The organism is Tatumella morbirosei (assembly GCF_000757425.2).
Taxonomy (GTDB): domain Bacteria; phylum Pseudomonadota; class Gammaproteobacteria; order Enterobacterales; family Enterobacteriaceae; genus Tatumella; species Tatumella morbirosei.
Map to the genome: position 1 here is coordinate 1257866 of NZ_JPKR02000003.1, position 19025 is coordinate 1276890.

The 19025-nt window shown below is 48.8% G+C and carries 18 protein-coding genes and 1 pseudogene; 14 read left to right on the top strand and 5 right to left on the bottom strand.

Annotated elements, in window-relative coordinates:
• The 3 genes from ppx to mgtE all read left to right on the top strand — a co-directional run bounded on the left by ppx (position 1) and on the right by mgtE (position 3773).
• Positions 1-1527: an exopolyphosphatase gene (gene ppx, locus HA49_RS08640; protein WP_038022741.1), complete on the top strand. Its 1527-nt coding sequence runs from the start codon at positions 1-3 to the stop codon at positions 1525-1527.
• Positions 1528-1543: 16 nt separating this feature from the next.
• A complete protein-coding gene (tehB, locus tag HA49_RS08645) occupies positions 1544-2170 on the top strand; it encodes a tellurite resistance methyltransferase TehB (protein ID WP_038022105.1) in 627 nt (208 codons plus the stop codon).
• A 172-nt stretch (positions 2171-2342) separates the two neighbouring features.
• A complete protein-coding gene (gene mgtE, locus HA49_RS08650) occupies positions 2343-3773 on the top strand; it encodes a magnesium transporter (protein ID WP_038022106.1) in 1431 nt (476 codons plus the stop codon).
• A gap of 36 nt (positions 3774-3809) precedes the next feature.
• Here the strand turns inward: mgtE and HA49_RS08655 are convergent.
• Positions 3810-6246 (bottom strand): annotated as a pseudogene (locus HA49_RS08655) (glucose/quinate/shikimate family membrane-bound PQQ-dependent dehydrogenase).
• A gap of 231 nt (positions 6247-6477) precedes the next feature.
• On the opposite strand from HA49_RS08655, the gene HA49_RS08660 reads away from it, so the two are divergent.
• Positions 6478-6855 carry a hypothetical protein gene (locus HA49_RS08660; RefSeq protein ID WP_038022110.1) on the top strand — a complete coding sequence of 126 codons (378 nt, stop codon included), beginning with the start codon at positions 6478-6480 and terminating at the stop codon, positions 6853-6855.
• A gap of 288 nt (positions 6856-7143) precedes the next feature.
• On the top strand, positions 7144-7392 hold the full coding sequence (locus HA49_RS20575) for a hypothetical protein (protein ID WP_052752459.1): 249 nt from the start codon (positions 7144-7146) through the stop codon (positions 7390-7392).
• Positions 7393-7658: 266 nt separating this feature from the next.
• On the opposite strand, the gene HA49_RS08670 is transcribed toward HA49_RS20575, so the two are convergent.
• On the bottom strand, positions 7659-8168 hold the full coding sequence (locus tag HA49_RS08670; RefSeq protein WP_038022111.1) for a helix-turn-helix transcriptional regulator: 510 nt from the start codon (positions 8166-8168) through the stop codon (positions 7659-7661).
• Between the two features lie 679 nt (positions 8169-8847).
• Here HA49_RS08670 and HA49_RS08675 point away from each other — a divergent pair.
• From HA49_RS08675 to HA49_RS08700, 6 genes are all read left to right on the top strand, one after another.
• Positions 8848-9699 carry a helix-turn-helix domain-containing protein gene (locus HA49_RS08675; RefSeq protein WP_425427715.1) on the top strand — a complete coding sequence of 284 codons (852 nt, stop codon included), beginning with the start codon at positions 8848-8850 and terminating at the stop codon, positions 9697-9699.
• 36 nt (positions 9700-9735) lie between these two features.
• A complete protein-coding gene (locus HA49_RS08680) occupies positions 9736-10143 on the top strand; it encodes a DUF2000 family protein (RefSeq protein ID WP_038022112.1) in 408 nt (135 codons plus the stop codon).
• A 332-nt stretch (positions 10144-10475) separates the two neighbouring features.
• Positions 10476-11096 carry a hypothetical protein gene (locus tag HA49_RS08685; protein WP_038022114.1) on the top strand — a complete coding sequence of 207 codons (621 nt, stop codon included), beginning with the start codon at positions 10476-10478 and terminating at the stop codon, positions 11094-11096.
• Positions 11097-11173: 77 nt separating this feature from the next.
• Positions 11174-11800 carry a cytochrome b/b6 domain-containing protein gene (locus tag HA49_RS08690; RefSeq protein WP_038022115.1) on the top strand — a complete coding sequence of 209 codons (627 nt, stop codon included), beginning with the start codon at positions 11174-11176 and terminating at the stop codon, positions 11798-11800.
• Positions 11793-12557: a molybdopterin-dependent oxidoreductase gene (locus HA49_RS08695; protein WP_038022117.1), complete on the top strand. Its 765-nt coding sequence runs from the start codon at positions 11793-11795 to the stop codon at positions 12555-12557. The genes HA49_RS08690 and HA49_RS08695 overlap by 8 nt, the downstream gene beginning before the upstream one ends.
• A 36-nt stretch (positions 12558-12593) precedes the next feature.
• Positions 12594-13487, top strand: a complete 894-nt coding sequence (locus HA49_RS08700; protein ID WP_038022118.1) for an oxidoreductase — start codon at positions 12594-12596, stop codon at positions 13485-13487.
• 103 nt (positions 13488-13590) lie between these two features.
• On the opposite strand, the gene HA49_RS08705 is transcribed toward HA49_RS08700, so the two are convergent.
• Both HA49_RS08705 and HA49_RS08710 read right to left on the bottom strand, forming a co-directional pair.
• Positions 13591-14517, bottom strand: coding sequence for a 2-hydroxyacid dehydrogenase (locus HA49_RS08705; RefSeq protein ID WP_038022120.1), 927 nt, complete (start codon positions 14515-14517; stop codon positions 13591-13593).
• A gap of 197 nt (positions 14518-14714) precedes the next feature.
• Entirely contained in the window at positions 14715-15545 is an 831-nt protein-coding gene (locus HA49_RS08710) for an MBL fold metallo-hydrolase (RefSeq protein ID WP_038022122.1), read from the bottom strand.
• Positions 15546-16126: 581 nt separating this feature from the next.
• On the opposite strand from HA49_RS08710, the gene HA49_RS21435 reads away from it, so the two are divergent.
• From HA49_RS21435 to HA49_RS08720, 3 genes are all read left to right on the top strand, one after another.
• Positions 16127-16282 (top strand): hypothetical protein, encoded by a 156-nt coding sequence (locus tag HA49_RS21435; protein ID WP_156994579.1) that lies wholly within the window; start codon positions 16127-16129, stop codon positions 16280-16282.
• 262 nt (positions 16283-16544) lie between these two features.
• Complete coding sequence (locus HA49_RS08715) at positions 16545-17465, top strand: LysR substrate-binding domain-containing protein (RefSeq protein ID WP_038022743.1); 921 nt, start codon at positions 16545-16547, stop codon at positions 17463-17465.
• Positions 17466-17650: 185 nt separating this feature from the next.
• Positions 17651-18175 (top strand): GNAT family N-acetyltransferase, encoded by a 525-nt coding sequence (locus HA49_RS08720; RefSeq protein WP_046791726.1) that lies wholly within the window; start codon positions 17651-17653, stop codon positions 18173-18175.
• A gap of 5 nt (positions 18176-18180) precedes the next feature.
• Here the strand turns inward: HA49_RS08720 and HA49_RS08725 are convergent, their stop codons facing one another.
• Positions 18181-19014: an oxidoreductase gene (locus HA49_RS08725; protein ID WP_038022124.1), complete on the bottom strand. Its 834-nt coding sequence runs from the start codon at positions 19012-19014 to the stop codon at positions 18181-18183.
• Positions 19015-19025 lie beyond the last annotated feature (11 nt).

Genomic DNA, 19025 nt, shown 5'->3' on the forward strand with positions numbered 1-19025 from the left:
ATGCCAACAACAGCCCAAAAATCAGATAAACCTCAGGAATTCGCGGCAATAGACCTCGGTTCTAACAGTTTTCATATGGTGATTGCCCGTGTGGTAGACGGGGCATTACAGGTACTCAGCCGGTTAAAGCAACGGGTCCATCTGGCGGATGCTATCGATTCGAAAAATCAGCTGACAGAAGAAGGTATACAGCGTGGCCTGTCCTGTCTGGCGTTATTTGCGGAGCGCCTGCAAGGCTTTGCTCCGGAGAACGTTTCTATCGTTGGGACTCATACGCTCAGGGTGGTGGATAACGCCGAAGAGTTTCTGCAGCGCGCCGCAGAAATTATTCCTTACCCGATTGAGATCATTCCGGGTAATGAAGAAGCCCGTCTGATTTTTATGGGGGTTGAACATACCCAGCCTGAAAAGGGCCGCAAACTGGTCATTGATATCGGAGGAGGTTCCACAGAACTGGTGATAGGTGAAGACTTTGAACCACAGTTGGTGGAAAGTCGTCGTATGGGTTGTGTCAGTTTTTCCAATATCTACTTCCCAGGCGGGGTCATCTCCGCGGAGAATTTCCGACGTGCACGGCTGGCCTCGGTGCAGAAACTGGAAACTCTGGCCTGGCAGTTTCGTTTACAGGGCTGGAAATATGCGTTGGGAGCCTCCGGAACTATCAAGGCAGCCTGTGAGGTTCTGGAAGCGTTAGGTGAAAAGGAAAAAACTATCACCCCGGAAGGCCTGGATCGTTTGTATGATGAGGTGATTAAGTTTAAATCCTTCGATGCACTGAGCTTACCCGGATTATCCGACGACCGTAAAACAGTATTCATCCCGGGTCTCGCCATACTGCGTGGTATCTTTGACTCTCTGGGGATCCGCGAGCTGTTGTATTCCGACGGGGCCTTACGTGAAGGGGTTCTGTATGAGATGGAGGGACGTTTCCGTCATCAGGATATTCGTACACGTACCGCACAAAGCCTGGCAAACCATTACGCGATTGACAGCGAACAGGCCAATCGTGTGCTGAAAACGTCACAGAATCTTCATGATCAGTGGCAGAAACAAAACCCCAAACTGGCTGAGCCGCAGTTAACTGCATTACTACAATGGGCAGCAATGTTACATGAGGTTGGGCTCTCGATTAATCACAGTGGCATGCAGCGCCATTCCGCATATATATTGCAGAACTCCAATATGCCAGGCTTCAGTCAGTCACAGCAGCTGTTACTGTCAACCATGGTACGCTATCATCGCAAAGGTATAAAAACCGAGGAATTCCCGAGGTTTATGTCATTTAAAAAGAAACAGTATCTGCCACTCATTTTTATTCTTCGGCTGGCTACATTACTCAGCAATCAGCGCCAGGCGACCACAAATCCTGAATTTTTGAAACTGGATACCGATGACGGACACTGGACACTCACCTTCCCTACCGGTTTTTTTAGCCAGAATACTCTGGTACAACTGGACCTGGAACGTGAGCAACAGTACTGGCGGGATGTCACTGGCTGGCAACTGAATCTGAAAGAAGAACAGTAACAGGAGCAAAAAAACCATGGATGAGCCGCTGGCACAGACAGGGTTACCCCCCGATAACTATTATGCGGAGAAATATCAGCTTTCTCTGCCCCACTCCGAACTTCGTGCGGCCATTGCAGAATTAACACCGGGTAAAGCACTCGACATCGGCTGTGGCCGCGGGCGTAACAGCCTGTATCTCAACAGTCACGGTTTTGATGTCACCGGATGGGATAACAACCCGGGCAGCCTGGCGCATTTGCAGCACATTATTGACCAGGAACAACTGACAGGGATCCGTTGTTCATCGGTGGATCTCAATCAGCACCGGTTCAATGGTAGCTATCAGTTGATACTTTCGACAGTGGTTATGATGTTCCTGCAACCTGACACTATCCCGCAGTTGATAGCCGATATGCAGGCCGCTACGGTAAAAGACGGGGTTAATCTGATAGTTTGTGCCATGAATACCACAGATACCCCTTGCCCGCTGGATTTCCCATTCACCTTTCAGTCCGGGGAACTGAGCCATTATTACCGTCACTGGCACATCATTAAATATAATGAACATCACGGTGAACTACATAAAACCGATGCTAACGGACAACGTATCCGGATGCGGTTTGCCACACTGTTAGCCCGAAAGACTCCGGTAAAACAATGACCTGTGACCGGACGTTGCCCCCATGCGGGGGCTGGTTATTTAATCATAACTATGTCCGGTAACGTAAACGCCTTACTGATAAATTCTCTGCCCCTGCCCGTCTGTTTTCGGTTATTGTTACTCTGTGACTGTCTCAGGTTAACCACTGTGAATTCCCAACAGAGGATGTTGTATGCCAGTATCAGAAAACCGTACATTGCAGCAAAAACGCCAACAGATCATCAGCACATTGCTTAACTCTCCGGCACTGGTAACTGGCCTGTTAGCGCAGTCCGACACCGCCGCTGTTTTCGAAAACCCCCGGTTTAAAGCATCTTGTCAGCAACTCACTTCTGATATTGATACCCTTCATGCGGCAGATATTGCTGACATTCTTGAGTCGTTGCCGGAAGATGCAAGACAGGCACTGTGGCAGTTAGTCCCGATAGCAAGCCAGGGTCAGGTCCTGGTGGAAGCTTCCGAAACGGTCTGGGAAAGTCTGACCGAGAATATGTCAGACAAAGCGATTCTTAAAGCTATCGAACCACTGGATATTGATGACCAGGCCTGGCTCGCCCGCTTTCTGCCACGCAACCTGACAGGACGACTGCTAACCTCGCTGTCCCCCCGACAGCGTTCAGATCTGCTGAACATCATCAAAAATGATGTTGACGGTGTTGCCAGGGTGATGGACTTTAATTTTCTTACCGCTCGCCAGGATATCCGACTGGGTGTGGTCCAGCGTTTTTTACGCCGTAAAGGAAAAATCCCTGCGGGTACAGATAAACTTTTTATCACCGACAGCAATAACACCCTGCTGGGCGAACTAATGCTGACAGATATCTTAGTCAATGCACCAAATTGTCTGGTCAGTGAAGTGATGAATGACACCCCGGTCACTTTCAGTTTGCAGGATAAAGCCGAAGACGCAGCCAGTGCCTTTGAAAGATATAACCTGATATCCGCTGCAGTCACCGATCAGCAACAACGGCTGATTGGCAGGATTGCCATCGAAGATATTATCGATCTTGTGAATCAGGAGAACGAAAATAATATCCGTAAAATGGGAGGGATAAGTCAGGAGGAGGATGTATTTGCGCCGGTGAGTAAAGCGGTGAAAAACCGCTGGGCCTGGCTGGCACTCAATTTGTGTACTGCATTTATTGCTTCACGTGTGATTGGTTTATTTGAGAACACTATCGCCCATCTGGTAGCTCTGGCAACACTAATGCCCATTGTTGCGGGTATCGGCGGTAACACCGGTAATCAAACTATCACCATGATAGTCAGAGCACTCGCCCTGCATCAGGTAGAGCCTGGTAATTTTTCATTCCTGTTTCTCAGAGAACTGGGGGTAGCATTGATTAACGGGATTTTCTGGGGGGGAATTATGGGAGGAATTACCTGGCTGATGTATCACAATCTGGCAATGGGAGGCGTAATGATGCTGGCGATGATCCTTAATCTGCTGCTTGCCGCCTGCATGGGTGTATTGATTCCGTTGATAATGACCAAACTCAAACGAGATCCCGCTATTGGGTCCAGTGTATTAATTACTGCAATGACAGATACCGGAGGATTTTTTATCTTTCTGGGGCTCGCGACACTGTTCCTGCTGCATTAAATTTCTGCCCCCTTACGGGGGCAGAAGTTGCACCGTTTATTTATCCAGTGCGTAAGCAATCACATAATCACCACGATCAGGTGACTGACGGGCACCGCCGGCAGAAATAAGAATGTATTGTTTGCCGGTTTTTGGCGAAACATAGCTCATTGGTCCCCCCTGACTTCCGACAGGTAAACGAGCTTTCCAGACTTCTTTCCCGGTTGAGCTGTCAAATGCACGCAGGTAGTAATCCTGAGTCCCGGCAATAAATACCAGACCGCCTTGCGTTGCCAGCGTACCGCCCAGTGTTGGCATACCGATAGGCATTTTCATGCCCATTTTAATCCCGAACGGACCAGTATCCTGAACAGTACCTACCGGTACCTGCCAGACGATTTTCTGAGTGGTCATATCAATCGCACTCAGCGTACCAAATGGCGGTGCCTGACATGGAATACCCAGTGGTGACATGAAACGGTTCTTGTTCACAGAGTAAGGTGCACCTTTCATCGGTACCGCACCCATACCGGTGTTTACAGCTTCTCCCCCCGTATTTACGCCAGTCTTAGCGTTTGGATCCGCCGGTATCAGCTGCTGCCACAGACCCAGGCGCATGTCATTCACAAAGATATAATGGTTAACCGGGTCGGTAGACAGGCTGCCCCAGTTCATCCCCCCCAGCGATCCCGGGAAGCTCAGCGAAATATCAGTGCCCGGAGCGGTGTATAACCCGTTATAGCGCATTGATTTAAAACTGATACGGCATGCCAGTTGGTCAAACGGTGTCGCACCCCACATGTCAGACTCTTTCAGAGTCTGCGCACCGATCTGTGGCATCCCGACAGAACGTGGCTGGGTGTAGCTGTACTGCTCACCCGGGATTCCGCCGCCTTTCACTGCGACATTTTCCACTTTAGTCAATGGCTGACCAGTCAGACGATCCAGGACATAGATCTGCCCGGCTTTGGTTCCTACAACGACTGCGGGTTTCTCAGTGCCATCGCTGGTTTTGAAGTTAATCAGGCTTGGTTGCATCGGGATATCGAAATCCCACAGATCGTTATGAACTGTCTGATAAACCCACTTTTCTTTCCCTGTTGTCGCATCGACAGCAAGGATAGAAGCACCATATTTATGGTCCAGTGCAGTCCGGTTAGCCCCCCGAGATATCAACTGAAGAGCTGCCCATCGGCATGAATACAGTATTCATAGACGGGTCATAAGACATAGGCGCCCAGGAATTCGGTGTACTTCTGACATAATGTTCGCCCGGTTTCAGGACCGCATTGGGATCCTTATTTCCGGTATCGAATGACCAGCGTAACTGACCAGTGATCACATCAAAGCCACGGATGACACCTCCTGGCATATCCACACTGACGTTATCAGACACGCGTCCGCCAACCACAACAGTAGTACCCGCCAGCGTTGGTGCAGAGGTTAATACGTATTGTGGATCTGGTGCGCTGCCCATTCCGCTTAACAGGTTAACTGTTCCTTTGTCACCAAAGTCCTGACAAAACTCACCGTTGTCCGCATTAAGAGCAATCAGACGGTCATCGATGGTGTTCATCAGAATACGGCGTTCACAACCGCCGGCATTGACTGCAGCAACCGGTGCCGGAGGCGTACTGCCCGGCACGGTTGGCTGAGGTAAAGGTTTGGTTGCATCAAAGTAAGCCAGACCACGGCAACGCATCCACACAGAAGATTTTGCATTGATATCTGCTTTCCAGATTTGCTTACCGGTATCGGCATCTACCGCAATAACGTTATTATGCGGAGTACACAGGAACACTTTATCGCCTACCTGTAGCGGTGTTTCCTGATCTTCTGCGCCATTTCCTGTTGGGCTAACCGGAATGTCGCCAGTGTGGAATGTCCAGGCTGGCTTCAGTTCAGACACATTGTTGCGATTTATCTGGTCCAGTGCGACAAAACGGCTCCCACCCGGGGTATTACCGTAATTTTCCCAGTTTTTCTGCATCTGATCTTTCGCCACTGGTACCAGGGGTTTCTCCTGACCAGAGAACGCTACCGGATCATGAGGAACGAACATATAGCCAAAGGAGACCGCGAAAGCAATAATCGACAGTATGGCTAACACATATGCCCCTTTCCATTCTGAGCGACGCTCTTCGTAACGTCGCAGAGATGGCAGTAGCAGGAAGGCCAGAATCGCCAGCCCACCCGGATACATCAGCCGTGAAATTAACGGCCAGAAATTGAGCCCGGCATCGGCCAATGCCCAAATTATCGTACCAATCATGGTCACGATATAAAGTACTGCATCGGCAGAACGACTGCGCAGGAACAGGTAGCCACTGATCAGCATCAGTACACCGGAGATCAGGAAGTACCAGCTCCCTCCTAGCGTCACCAGTTTTACACCGCCATAGATAAATGCCAGTGCGGTGAGGATAAGAATTATGCCTACTAAGAAACTACATACTCTTAGCCATAGAGGCTTTTGTTTTAATGAAGAGACCATAAGCAGAAACCCTGTGTTGAAATGAGCCGGGATTATACACACGAAAAACAAAAAGAAACATTTAGTAAACAATAGAGTCACTTATCAATACCTCTAAGCTACTAAAGTGATCTAAATGCTTACTTTTCATCCCCGTCAGTCGCTAAATCTACGACCGGTTTAAAGAAATGTGACACTCCTGTGGTACTATTTGACAACATTGTTAGCCGCCGGATACCAAAAAAACTGAATATGTCACTTCCAGTTTCCGTTTTACGCAGCCGAAAATTTTACCTGTTATTGTTTCTCGTTATCGCAATCGTTGCCTGGTGGTGGCCCGGGAAAGTGCCCCCTCAGACACTGGATTATTATCAGTCGCTGTTATGTGCTGTAGTTAGCGGACCAGAGCAATCATCAGAAACAGACTTCACCCGGGTACTGAAAAGAACCGTTGAAGGATCGAATTCCGATTACTCATTAAGAAAATATCATTACGACAGTAATGCCGGAGATACCGTCGTCAGACAATGGAACAGGCTGTCGGAAAATCAACAGCAACAGGCTAAAAATGACAGCCATCAGTGTCTGTTACTATTGCAATCTGCCGCAAATGCCAGCCATTACTTTTAGCCAACCCTCTGTCTGCCAGTAATTTTCTCACTACGGAATAGTTCCGGTAGGGTGTATTCAAGCATTAAACGATAATGATAATCAATAACATTATTTTATTATGAATTTTTATTTAATGCTGGCTGTCGGAATTACCTTGCCGGGGGAGTGGTACAACGTTGACTTACCGTACTATCACTCAGAAAAATTCGCTGATAAACCGGAAGGATGAAGTATCCGGACCTGAATCTGATTATCGCGCTTGATGCATTGTTGTAAGAAGGTTCAGTCACCGGAGCAGTCAGATGGATGAATCTCAGCCTCCCGGCGATGAGCCGCACTCTGACCCGAATCCGTGATCAGCCGGGAGATGCTATTCTGGTAAAAAATGGCTGGGAAATGGCGGCAACGCTCAGGGCTCTTGCTCTGCGCGAGCAGATTCATTTGACTATGGAAAACGCCATTCAGGTATTGCATCCGGAATCAACGCTGGACTTAGCGTTACTGGATCGCAAATTTGCTCTGCATGCTAATGACGTTATTTATCAGTACTATTAGCGGTCATTGACTGGCACGAATACGACATTAAGCGCCAAATACCAGCTACAATTTATGCCGAAAAATGGCAGTAATAAAGAAGGTCTGCGGGACGGTAAAGCATGCTTGTATATCTGTGCAATGTAGGTATCTTCCCCCGGGATTTTCTGCATCACCATCGTTGGTGAATATCGCGAATTCTGGCTCTGTAGAGGACTCTTCTGCCACTACCAGAGCTGACCATCAACGGACTACTGCAGTAAAATGAACGTTTTGTCTCAGCCTGCTTAAGCCACTGTTTGGCCTTTTTCGGCTAACCGGCTGGCTTCTTTGCTGATGTTGACGTGCATGGTTACTACAGCAACCTCAGTAAGCCACTGAGGAATCTGATAACTCCCCCGCTGTTTCAGCCAGCTGAGAATATCTGTCAGGTGCCATAATGAAGTTTTACCTTCATGGACCGGAGAAGGAAAATTTCCGGGATATGCGAGCATCAGCTTCCGCATATTTTGTCTTGAAACTCCAACTAACTCAGCAACATCCGTTAATCCCACCAGATCGGGTGCAGCTTCAATTAACAGGGCTGAAGGTATCACATTATTTACCACAGAAATTGCCTGCCGGATTGCCAGCATTGCGCTATCAGCTTCTGTTGTAAATTCAAGGGCCAGGCGGCCGGGCAGACCAATCCCGATAACAGCGTCATCACATCCCGCAGCAAGCAACCTCCCAACAATATTCTGCTGGTTAGCATCTTTTTCAGACAGCTGGTATTTCAGTGTGAAGATAAATTCCATTTTGACTCCTTAATGTTCTGTGTAGCAGTCTCTGCTGGTAAATGCACATCTGTCTACAATCCGGCAGAGAGCTCTGGCATGATTATACGAGTTCTTCGGAGTTGACCACACACAGGTAATACAGAATTCCCCGCAACGACATCGCGCATTATTTTCAGGGCAATACATTTTTCCCCAGGCATGACTGCCTCCCACCACTATTTTCCATCCATGACTTTCAGCATACTGAAGTGCTTGTTCAATCTGTTTGTGTGGATGCTTCGCCCTGGCCATAAATCTTCCTCCATAGTAATGAACGCATATCGCGTTGTCAACTGACAACCTGGCATTAACTATTCGTGATGCACTCTCCTACGGCACGGTTGTGGTGCCGGGAGCTTTCAGGATCTAATTCGTGGCGGTAATCAACAAATGTTGTAGTGAAGAGTTGTATAATAGCTCGTGGATCATCGTTACCACTTGCATGGTTTCGACAGCACACAGCGAGGTGTTTCGCTAAACTAAAATGATATGCTGGTAAGTTCAGTGGCCGGTATGTTGTGCACCTTAACAGTTGCACCTGACAGGCTTTCGCCGTAGGTTTAAACGACAGTTTCCTTCTGTTCATAACACCACCTGTAGACAGCATGGTAACAAGATTCTTCCGCAGAGCGCTGTTATACAAATGAATGAAAATAACGTGACAAATGACTGGGTGAATATTCGCCGGGATCACCAGACAGGCATAGAAAGTATTCATGCCCACTTTTGCGGCCATGCCTACGACGCTCATGACCACGATGAAGTGTTAGTCGGAGTGACCCAACAAGGCCTGCAGCGTTTTCACTGTCGCCGGACACTGCATACCAGTCACCCGGGCCGGGCGATTTTAATTGAGCCAGGAGCGGTTCATGACGGACATGCCATCGAAAGAGATGGGTTTACTTATCTGATGCTCTACTTACCTCAAGCCTGGGTCAGCGCGAATATGCAACGCAGAGGACCAGGGGACATCTCCGATCTGGGAATGGCGTTCAGCCACACCTTAACGGATGACCCATTGTTGATTCCTGCTATCCGCCAGGCTTTTTTCGCAATTCATCAACAGGAAGGGCGGCTCGCACGCGATCAAACACTCGATGAGCTACTCTTTTTACTTTCCCGTCACTTAAGCCCGATATCGTCTGTCGGGCATGCCGATGATTCTTTGAAGAAAATCTACGAAGTCAGGGATTTTCTGCAGGACAACATGCCGCTGGACATCAGTCTGGAAGAATTGTCTGAGCAAACTGGCATTGACCGGTTTCGCTTAAGCCGACAGTTTAAAAAAGTGTTTGGCCAGTCTCCGCATGCCTGGCGGGTACGGCTGCGTTTGAGAACCGCCCGCAGTATGCTGGCTAACGGGGTCGAGCCCGCCGTTGTTGCTTCAGCGGTCGGTTTTGCGGATCAAAGCCATATGGGCCGCTGGTTTCAGCGTGCTTATCGTATCAGCCCCGCACAATATCGGAAAAGTGCACAAATCTTCCAGACCGGGTGTCGGACAATTTCATAAGATGACGCTTCAGAAATTTTTGGAGTGCAGAGACCCATGTTCGATACCAAAATTGTTTTTGTAATTCGTGAAGATTTAGCTGTCTGGCAAAAGCTCAACGTGACGGCATTTCTTGCGACTGGCATTGCCACAGAGTTTCCGGAGATTATGGGGCAACCTTACAGGGATGCCAGCGGGCGTCAGTACGGTAAACTTGCTGGTCAACCGATACTGATCTTCTCAGCAGATACAGAAGGGTTGAGAAAAGTCCAGGCCCGGGGATTTGAAAGGGGTCTGCTCATGATGCCCTATATTTATCCGATGTTTTCAACCGGCAATGACGATGCTAACAGAAAGATATTCCAGGCAGAGCCCGTGGAAAATATAGACCTGGTAGGTCTGGCCATGCGAGGGCCCAAAAAAGTGATCGATAAAGTGATTAAAGGACTCTCTCTGCACAAATAACCGCTGAGCTTATCAGCCACGCTAATAAGGTTGCTTACTTCCGGCCACAGTCCCGCCATTCCTGGTGGTGATTCTGTGGCTAAAGGCCGGCTTTATTCAGTGCTGGCTGTTCCTGTTCTTTCAGCCAACAACCATTCGGATAACCTGAAGTTATATAAGTATTTTATGCAATTTATGAAATCTTTAATGACAATATTCTGCCAGGTAAACTCTCGATTTTCCCCTCTTTATCGTTCAATCTGACTACTATTAACAGATATAGTTAATTATTCAGGGAAAGGAATATAACGTCCCTGACCGCAGTTCATTCGTTCAGAAATACGGAGAGTATTATGATGAAATCTTCACGTCTTGCTGGCCTGCTGCTGTCTACATTGTTATTAAGCAGTGGTGCATTGGCAGCCGATGCCGGGCATATCATTAAGCCTACGCGTGGAACCATTAATTCCGTGACGGCCACTGCTCTTAACCTGACAACCCGTCAGGGGGAAAAACTGGATGTCAAACTGACTCCGGACACGAAAGTCACCGAAGTGACCACCGGTAAAATGTCCGATATTAAACCTGACAGCTTTATCGGTACTGCAGCAGTTCCCCAGGCTAACGGCACTCTGAAGGCACTGGAAGTGCATGTATTCGCGCCAAGTCTGCGTGGTAGTGGTGAGGGTTTTAACTCGTTTGAATCTCCGGACGGAAAAGTCAATACGATGACTAACGGTACCGTTGGCAAACTGGTCAACGCTAATGGCCGGACGCTGACGGTGAAATACCATAATGGCCAGAAAACCGTGGTTGTCCCGGATGATGTGCCTGTCGTGCTGCTGGCTCCGGGTGATCGTAGTCTGCTGAAACCTGGTGCACATATTATTCTATTCCCGGCAAAAGACGCCTCAGGAGCCCTGGTTGCCAACCGTATCTCTGCAGGTAAAGATGGCGTCACGCCGCCGATGTAATCTAATCGCTTCGGACTGTCATCCATCTACCCTCCATAGCAACGGTGGTCCGGAGCATTTTCGGCAAGGGAGTTTTGATGCGTAAATCCACTGTCCACCCCTGGCCGGTCCGGTTATGCCACTGGCTGAATGTCCCGGTGATGATAGGTATGGTAATGAGTGGCTGGGGTATCTATAACGCTGATCCTTTATTCGGCTTTAGTTTTCCACAACAGGCTACACTGGGCGGCTGGCTGGGTGGAAATATTGCCTGGCATCTGGCTGTCATGTGGTTACTGGCCGCCAACGGATTAATTTATCTGAGTTGGGGGTTGCTGAGTGGCCACTTCAGACAGCGTTTTTTTCCGTTAACTGCTGTCGCTGTCGGGCGGGATATTTCTCTGGCGCTGCGCTTTCGCCTGCCTCATCACTCCCGCGGCTATAATTCGGTACAAAAACTGTTGTATCTGCTGGTATTACTGGCGGGCATCTTATTAGTACTCTCCGGGCTCTCCATCTGGAAACCTGTGCAGTTCAGTTCGCTGGTAGCTTTGATGGGTGGATTTGCGGCCGCCCGCTATGTCCACTTTTTTGCCATGAGTATGATTGTGGTATTTGTATGCATCCATGTACTGATGGTGATACTGGTGCCCAAAACCCTGCCTGCAATGATTACCGGCGGGCAGGAATCTCCAGAAAATGCTCCGGGGCAGCCTCATGACTGATAAGAAAAAACCCGCAAAATTAATCGCTGAACCAGATCAACGGCGTTTGTTGGTCAATCTTGAACGTCGTCTGATGATTAAATCCGGACTGACGCTTGGGGCTGTTTCTATGTTGACTAGCTGTAACATGCAGGACGGCGATGACGTTGATAAAGTCTTGTGGGCAATGTCGCGCTGGAATGACAGAGTACAGAGCTGGTTATTCAGTGGTCAAAAGATGGCTCAAACCTATCGTCCTGATCAGTTGACCAAACCTTTTCGTTTCAATGCTTATTACCCAGAATACAATGTTCCGGAGATTGATATTCCTAACTACAGGCTGGAAGTCTCAGGGAAAGTCCGGCATACCTCACCCTGGACTCTGGAACAACTGCGACGTCTCCCGCAAAGCAGTCAGATAACCCGGTTAATCTGTATCGAAGGATGGAGTTGTATCGGACAATGGGCTGGTATTCCGTTGAAAACGTTTTTAGAACATGTTGGTGCTGATTTGACCTGCAAATATGTCGGATTTAAATGTGACGACCGCTATTACACCAGTATCGACATGGCCACAGCCCTGCATCCACAAACGATTCTGGCTCTCGATTTTGATGGTCATGCACTGCCTCCGGATTTTGGCTACCCGCTTCGACTCAGGATGCCCACTAAGCTTGGTTTTAAAAATGCCAAACATATTGCGGCTATCTTCGTTACCGATAATTTTCCCGGAGGATACTGGGAAGATCAAGGCTATAACTGGTTTAGCGGTGTCTGATTCTTTCACCCGTTCCATAAATTCAGGAGCTTAAAAATGGTTTCCCGGCAACAAAAAACCGCCCTCATCGGGCCTGGTGCAATAGGTACCACGATTGCTGCTGCATTGTTTGAAAAAGGTCACCAGTTGCAGATATTTGGTCGAACCGCCCACCCTCAGCTTGAATTAAGCCATGATGATGGAAGTATCATTGTGCCTGGTCCGGTAAAGACGGATCCATCGGAAGCCGAAGGTCCGTTTGATATTATCTTTGTCGCCGTCAAGCAGACGCAAACAGAAGCTATCGCTCCCTGGCTTAAAAAAATGTGCGGACCAGAGACTGTTGTCTGTGTACTGCAAAATGGAGTTGAACAAAAAGAGCAATTCTCCCCCCTTACCGGGCAGGCGACAGTATTGCCTTCCGTCGTCTGGTTTCCGGCCCAACGGGAATCCGATACGCTGGTCTGGTTACGGGATAATGCACGGCTGACTCTTCCGGACACGCCTCAGGCCCGTCAGGTACAAGCTTTATTGCAGGATACCCGTTGTACCGTCGATCTTTCCGCTGATTTTGTCACTGTAGCATGGCGAAAACTGCTGCAAAATGCCGTTGCCGGGTTGATGGTATTAAGTCTGCGCCGGGCCGGAATGTTCAGACGCGACGATATTATTGCTCTGGCTGAACGCTATATAGAAGAAGGGCTGAAGGTTGCCCGGGCAGAAGGTGCCACTCTCCCTGACTCTGTGTCACAGGATATTATCAATAGATTTCGTCTGGCACCGACCGATCTCGGGACATCGATTCTTGCCGATCGCCAGGCCGGTCATCCCCTGGAATGGGACTGCCGTAACGGGGTTATTCAGCGTCGTGGCAAACAACACAGAATCCCTACCCCGGTCAGCGATGTGGTAGTACCCCTGCTGGCGGCGGCGAGTGAGGGACCGGGCTGAGTTGAGGCAATAATTAAAGCGACAACCGCACAGTCCCTCATCAATGTCATTGTGCAATGCGGGACTGTCTCAGCAGTGGCTGGTTAATACTTGCGGAAATCGCTTAATAGCCCCGAACCGGATCTAACTGTCCTGATACCGGCAGTCCTGCCTGTAACGCCGTAATTTTATCTGCAATTTGCCCGACTGAATGCTCAATCAGAGTCGCTGCGGCGATGTGTGGAGTCACCACGACTTTCGGATGCTGCCAGAACGGATGGTCAGCCGGCAATGGCTCCTGCTGAAAAACATCCAGCGTTGCCCCCACAATCTTTCCGGTATCCAGTGCGGCAAGCAGATCATCTTCCTGCAGATGCCCTCCTCTGCCAACATTGATAATGTAAGAACCATGCGGCATGTGACCAAAATTTTTGGCACACAAAATCCCCCGGGTGGCCGGGGTTAACGGCAATAAACAAACCACCATTCGACTGGCTGCCAGAAAATCCTCAAGCTGTCCATCTCCGGCATAACAGGTAACACCTTGTTGTGTCTGCCCGATTCTGGCCCACGCATTGACCCGAAATCCCAGATTGCACAGGCTATGCGCAACTGCCTTGCCCATAATGCCAAACCCCAGGATTCCCACCGGAAAATCATCTTTACTGCGTGGTGCCCGACTTTTCCAGACCTGAGTTGCTGCCTGACAGGCATAGCTGTCCATCTCACGGAAATGATGTAATACCGCCTGGCAGACATAATCACTCATCTGGTCAGCCATACCGGCATCTTCCAGACGGTAAACAGGAATATTGCCGGAGAGTTTAATATGACGAAAAGCATCAACCCCGGCGCCGGCATTAAATACCGCTTTCAGTTCGGGTTGTTGTTCAAAAAGTTCCGCTGAAGGCTGCCAGACAATTGCAAAATCTGCCGCCGGCAACCCTCGTTTCCAGACACTGACCGTTGCGCCGGGCAACGCCTGTTGCAGGTAATCCACCCAAAGGCGGGCTAATTCAGTATCATCACCAAACTGGCAAATTATCTTCATCGCAGAAAATTCCCTAAACAGCCCAAAGAGGCACTACATATGTTCAGTACAACCGGTGCTGTCAGCTAAATTCAGCGCTACACCTTAGGACAATTGCCTGACAAAAGCACCTGATTTATGGGAAAACAGCTCTCACTCATGCCTCAGTGATGATGAACGATTTTAGCTGCCAGAAGTTGCGTGATCGCTGATATTACTCAACTATCGTAGCTTAGCTGATAATTTTTACCCTGTTTTAGGATCACCCCAAATCCCGCATCGGCGAAATGCATACCTGCTACCAGCAACTGATCCGCACTCACCTGTTCCAGTAACCGTAACCGGGTGTCAGCAGCCAACAGTGGATTTTGATCAAATGCAATACTGACTTCGGGGTGGATAATCTGAATTTCAGGAAAGTGAACAATATCGCCCCAAATCAGCAATCCCTGATCACCAGAATTCAGTGAATAGCCACAATGGCCCGCCGTATGCCCTGGCAGATGTAATGCTGTAATACCGGGTAATACTTCACCGTTGTTAAACGTACGTATATTTGGTCGGTATAACTCAAAAATATTACGGGCAAACAGGAAATTACCACGTGCACGTTCGGCTGCACGACTCAGGCAGGAATCATCCAGCCAGAAGTCAATCTCCTGCTGATGAACTACCAACTCTGCCTGTGGAAACAACACTTGTCCTGCTTCATCAGTCAGACCGCCGATGTGGTCAGGATGCGCATGAGTCAGAAGGATACAGTCAATGTCAGAAGGTGACACACCGACAGCCGCCAGACTGGCTTTCATCTTCCCTCCCCATTGTTTAAAACCACCAGCTCCGGCATCTATTAGTACCGTACGCCCACGACCTCGCACCAGATAACTGTTAATGTGCACGGATGAAGGGTCGGCAATTCCCGCCCTGAACTGTAAATCAGCCACCCGTTCCGGCGTGATACCAGAGAGCAGCTCCGGACTGATGGAGAGGAATCCATCACTGAGAGCGATTATCCTGAATTCACCTATCTGCTTTCCTGCTGATTCCATAATTAATGACCTCCGATAACGATGTTGGGTTTTGTGCAATCACCTGGATAGCAGTAAACGGAACAGGCAATTCAGGCTGGCATCTCCGTCACCGGTGATTCACCACCCACTCCACATTAACATCAGGTAATGGTATTAAAGAAAAAGAGCAGAATATAACGATATTTTGGCATTCATCATTGATAAAAAGTCAACCTCAGAGAGGTAATCTGAGCTCTGACGTTAGTCTTCACCATGCCGATGTTGTGCCGATAATTTCGCCGGCGGTTCCACCGTTACCGCGGGTAGTATTATCAGTCCCCGGAGCGGAAATAACACACCAATGTCCCGCATCCTGGAGAGGAAAAGTGAAGGGAAAAACAATAAAGAGGGGAAGCGTTCCGGCAGATTCAGCAACCAGCAGATAACCAGAACGCCCCACTTCGTATAATGAGACTGTTAACGGGATGTTCGACTGGCTATTTATTTGTATAATTAGCAATAAATTTAATCGTTCTTTTCAGGCAACAGTCCTTAACATGATTACCGCGCTCTGCAGATGCCCTGAAAAAAAACGAAACAGCATCCTGTAAGGATTATCCATGCCTGTCGCATTAAAAATTGCCATCCCTTTGTTATGTGTGAGTCTGGCATTCTGGCATCTTTCCGTTAAAAAAAATGATAAATCTTATCGCCGGATTGGGGCTGTCATGGCTGTTATATCACTGGTTCTGATTATCCGGGCTGCATGGCATTAAACCACCGGCTTTGCAGAGAAGTGATGTGCTACAAAAGTGCGCCGGGAGATTCACCTTCCCCCGAACCATAAGCGGCTAACCATTCTTCATGAAGAATCACCGGCACCTTACTTCTTTCTGCCTGGATTATTCAAATAAGACAGCAGCCTTTGACAGAACATTAGCTACTATCTGGATTCTTAAGGATAAGATTTCGCTGAGCGACAAAGAAAATCTTTCCCGATTGTTTATACTGTGGCTGAAATTCAGCAAAGGAGTCATCATGCGATCGCTTAACCGGCTGAAGTGGCTGCATGCCTTTGAAGCCACCGCACGACACGGAAGTTTCACTGGCGCTGCACGAGAACTGGGGGTAACGCCTGCGGCGGTGGGCCAGTTGGTGCGTGCCCTTGAAGACTGGGTCGGTCATCCATTGTTGCATCGTAGCAAATCCGGAAAAGAACGGCTCACACTGATGGCTGACGTGGAAGAAGCCTTAAAAGACATAGCTCTGGGGCTGGATAACCTGGAAAGCGGACTGAATAAATTACGCGGCCAGCGCGCCCGCCCGGTTGTGGTGGTAACGGCTTCTCAGGTGTTGGTAATGAACTGGTTGATGGATAAACTTAATCGCTTTTCCGAAACCCACGAAAATATCGATTTGCGCCTGAATGTGACTGAGAGACTGATGGATCTGACTCATGGTGAGGCTGATATCGGTATTCGTTGCGGAAAAGGAGAGTGGCCAGGTCTGGATAAAACCTGGTTAATGGATGAAGAAGCGATACTGGTGTGTAGCCCACGACTATTACCGACAGGCCAACAGCCCGGCAAGGACTGGCTGGGAACACAAAAACTGATCTTTGATGACAGTCCTCACCCCGGCGCCTCATTTCCGTCATGGGAAGGAGTCCTTAAAACGGTAGGAACTTCTCGCACAGATGAAAGCGGGCTGCATATCAACTCTACTGCAGCCGTTATTCTGTCGGCCTTAAGTGGTCGTGGAGTCGCTATTGTGCGCCGTGCTCTGGTGAATCAGTTGACTGAAACCGGACAGTTAATCCACTTATATCCTCAGCACCGTTGGCCACTGACGTGGTCTTATTACCTGGTGACCTGCCATGAGACTACTTTGCGTCCAGCCGCTAAATTATTTCATGACTGGCTGCGTGACGATGTGATGGCCGAATCTCCGAAGCAATAAGATCAGTCGTGGTACATCTCAGTTTGCGGTTGCACTTCTCTTTCAGGGTATAAGTCCCCTCAATATCGAAGTGCTTCTGTTTGATCAGACGTTTTCTGCGAACACAGCCACAGGTTAAAACATGCATTGTTCCCCAAAACGAGCTATTACTATTAGCCAGCTCAGATCAGATGATACAGGACAACATGACAATTGTGATACGCAGTGCAGAAAACAGTGACGCTGAAGCTTTCCAGAGAATATCTTCGCTACCGCATATTCAGGAAAATACCCTCGGTATGCCCTATCCTTCGCTTGAGCACTGGCAAAAACATCTGGCAGGTAACGGTATAGATGGTTGCTGGCATTTTACTGCGGTAGTGGAGGGTCAGGTTGCAGGCATTTTGACCATAGAAAATCCACAACATCCACGGCTTAGACATAAAACAACGTTGGGTCTTTTTATAGATCCCGCTCTTTCCCGCAGGGGTATTGGTTCCGCACTGATGGAGTTTTGTCTCAGCTATTCATTTGACTGGCTGGCCGCACGAAAAATTGAACTGGAAGTATTTCCTGACAATGAGCCAGCAGTTGCACTGTATAAAAAGTTTGGTTTTGAAACTGAAGGATTGCGAAAAGCCTCTGCGCTGCGTAAAGGCCAGTTTGTCGATGTCTTACTCATGGGGTTAAGTGCCCCGGCGGCCAGCCTTAGCGAGCCGCCGCCAGGGTAAGCTAACTAACCATCAGTGGACTGGCTAAGTGATTCCATATCGTCCATGCTTGACTGCATCCGGCTGATTTTGTCTCTGACCAGTTTGACGGCGTCGCTGCCCAATAGTAAGAACTCCGGAGGCTCCGGCAGACTGACCAGCGTTAACATAGCACGAGCAGCCTTACGCGGGTCCCCTGGCTGATGACCACTACGCTTTTCCCGGGTCTCACGGATTGGTCCAAAACTCTGGTCATAATCACTGATTGAACGGGGTGAACGAACCATCGAACGTCCGGCCCAGTCAGTCCGGAACGAACCCGGTTGCACTGCAGTCACGGCAATGTTAAATGGCTTCAGCTCTGCCGATAATGTTTCAGAAATACCCTGCAAAGCAAATTTACTACCACAGTAATAACTGATACCGGGCATAGTAATAAATCCGCCCATCGAGGTGATATTCAGGATATGCCCGGCACGGCGCTGCCTGAAATAAGGCAGGAAAGCTTTAATCACCGCTACAGCACCAAACACGTTGACGTTAAACTGGCGGAAAATATCTTCCATCGGAGACTCTTCCATAATCCCTTCATGACCATAACCGGCATTATTCACCAGCACATCGACAGCACCAATCTGTTGTTCAACTTCTTCAGCAATTGCCGGAAGCGCAGAAAAGTTAGTAACATCCAGTACCCGGCCATAAAATTGGCCCGGATACTGTTGCTCGAGCTCTGTTTTTAGTGCTTCATCCCGCAAAGTTCCAATCACCCGATGTCCGGCGCTAATAGCTTCTTCTGTGAGTGCCCGGCCAAAGCCACTACTGACACCGGTAATAAAAAATAATTTTGACGTACTCATAAATTACCCTC

Excerpts from the sequence above, each read along its gene's own strand:
- HA49_RS08705 (WP_038022120.1), bottom strand. The coding sequence starts at position 14,517 with ATGAAGATAATTTGCCAGTTTGGTGATGATACTGAATTAGCCCGCCTT.
- tehB (WP_038022105.1), top strand. The coding sequence starts at position 1,544 with ATGGATGAGCCGCTGGCACAGACAGGGTTACCCCCCGATAACTATTAT.
- HA49_RS08715 (WP_038022743.1), top strand. The coding sequence starts at position 16,545 with ATGCGATCGCTTAACCGGCTGAAGTGGCTGCATGCCTTTGAAGCCACC.
- HA49_RS08720 (WP_046791726.1), top strand. The coding sequence starts at position 17,651 with ATGACAATTGTGATACGCAGTGCAGAAAACAGTGACGCTGAAGCTTTC.
- HA49_RS08700 (WP_038022118.1), top strand. The coding sequence starts at position 12,594 with ATGGTTTCCCGGCAACAAAAAACCGCCCTCATCGGGCCTGGTGCAATA.
- HA49_RS21435 (WP_156994579.1), top strand. The coding sequence starts at position 16,127 with ATGCCTGTCGCATTAAAAATTGCCATCCCTTTGTTATGTGTGAGTCTG.
- mgtE (WP_038022106.1), top strand. The coding sequence starts at position 2,343 with ATGCCAGTATCAGAAAACCGTACATTGCAGCAAAAACGCCAACAGATC.
- ppx (WP_038022741.1), top strand. The coding sequence starts at position 1 with ATGCCAACAACAGCCCAAAAATCAGATAAACCTCAGGAATTCGCGGCA.
- HA49_RS08725 (WP_038022124.1), bottom strand. The coding sequence starts at position 19,014 with ATGAGTACGTCAAAATTATTTTTTATTACCGGTGTCAGTAGTGGCTTT.
- HA49_RS08680 (WP_038022112.1), top strand. The coding sequence starts at position 9,736 with ATGTTCGATACCAAAATTGTTTTTGTAATTCGTGAAGATTTAGCTGTC.
- HA49_RS08690 (WP_038022115.1), top strand. The coding sequence starts at position 11,174 with ATGCGTAAATCCACTGTCCACCCCTGGCCGGTCCGGTTATGCCACTGG.
- HA49_RS08685 (WP_038022114.1), top strand. The coding sequence starts at position 10,476 with ATGATGAAATCTTCACGTCTTGCTGGCCTGCTGCTGTCTACATTGTTA.
- HA49_RS08695 (WP_038022117.1), top strand. The coding sequence starts at position 11,793 with ATGACTGATAAGAAAAAACCCGCAAAATTAATCGCTGAACCAGATCAA.
- HA49_RS08670 (WP_038022111.1), bottom strand. The coding sequence starts at position 8,168 with ATGGAATTTATCTTCACACTGAAATACCAGCTGTCTGAAAAAGATGCT.
- HA49_RS20575 (WP_052752459.1), top strand. The coding sequence starts at position 7,144 with ATGAATCTCAGCCTCCCGGCGATGAGCCGCACTCTGACCCGAATCCGT.
- HA49_RS08660 (WP_038022110.1), top strand. The coding sequence starts at position 6,478 with ATGTCACTTCCAGTTTCCGTTTTACGCAGCCGAAAATTTTACCTGTTA.
- HA49_RS08710 (WP_038022122.1), bottom strand. The coding sequence starts at position 15,545 with ATGGAATCAGCAGGAAAGCAGATAGGTGAATTCAGGATAATCGCTCTC.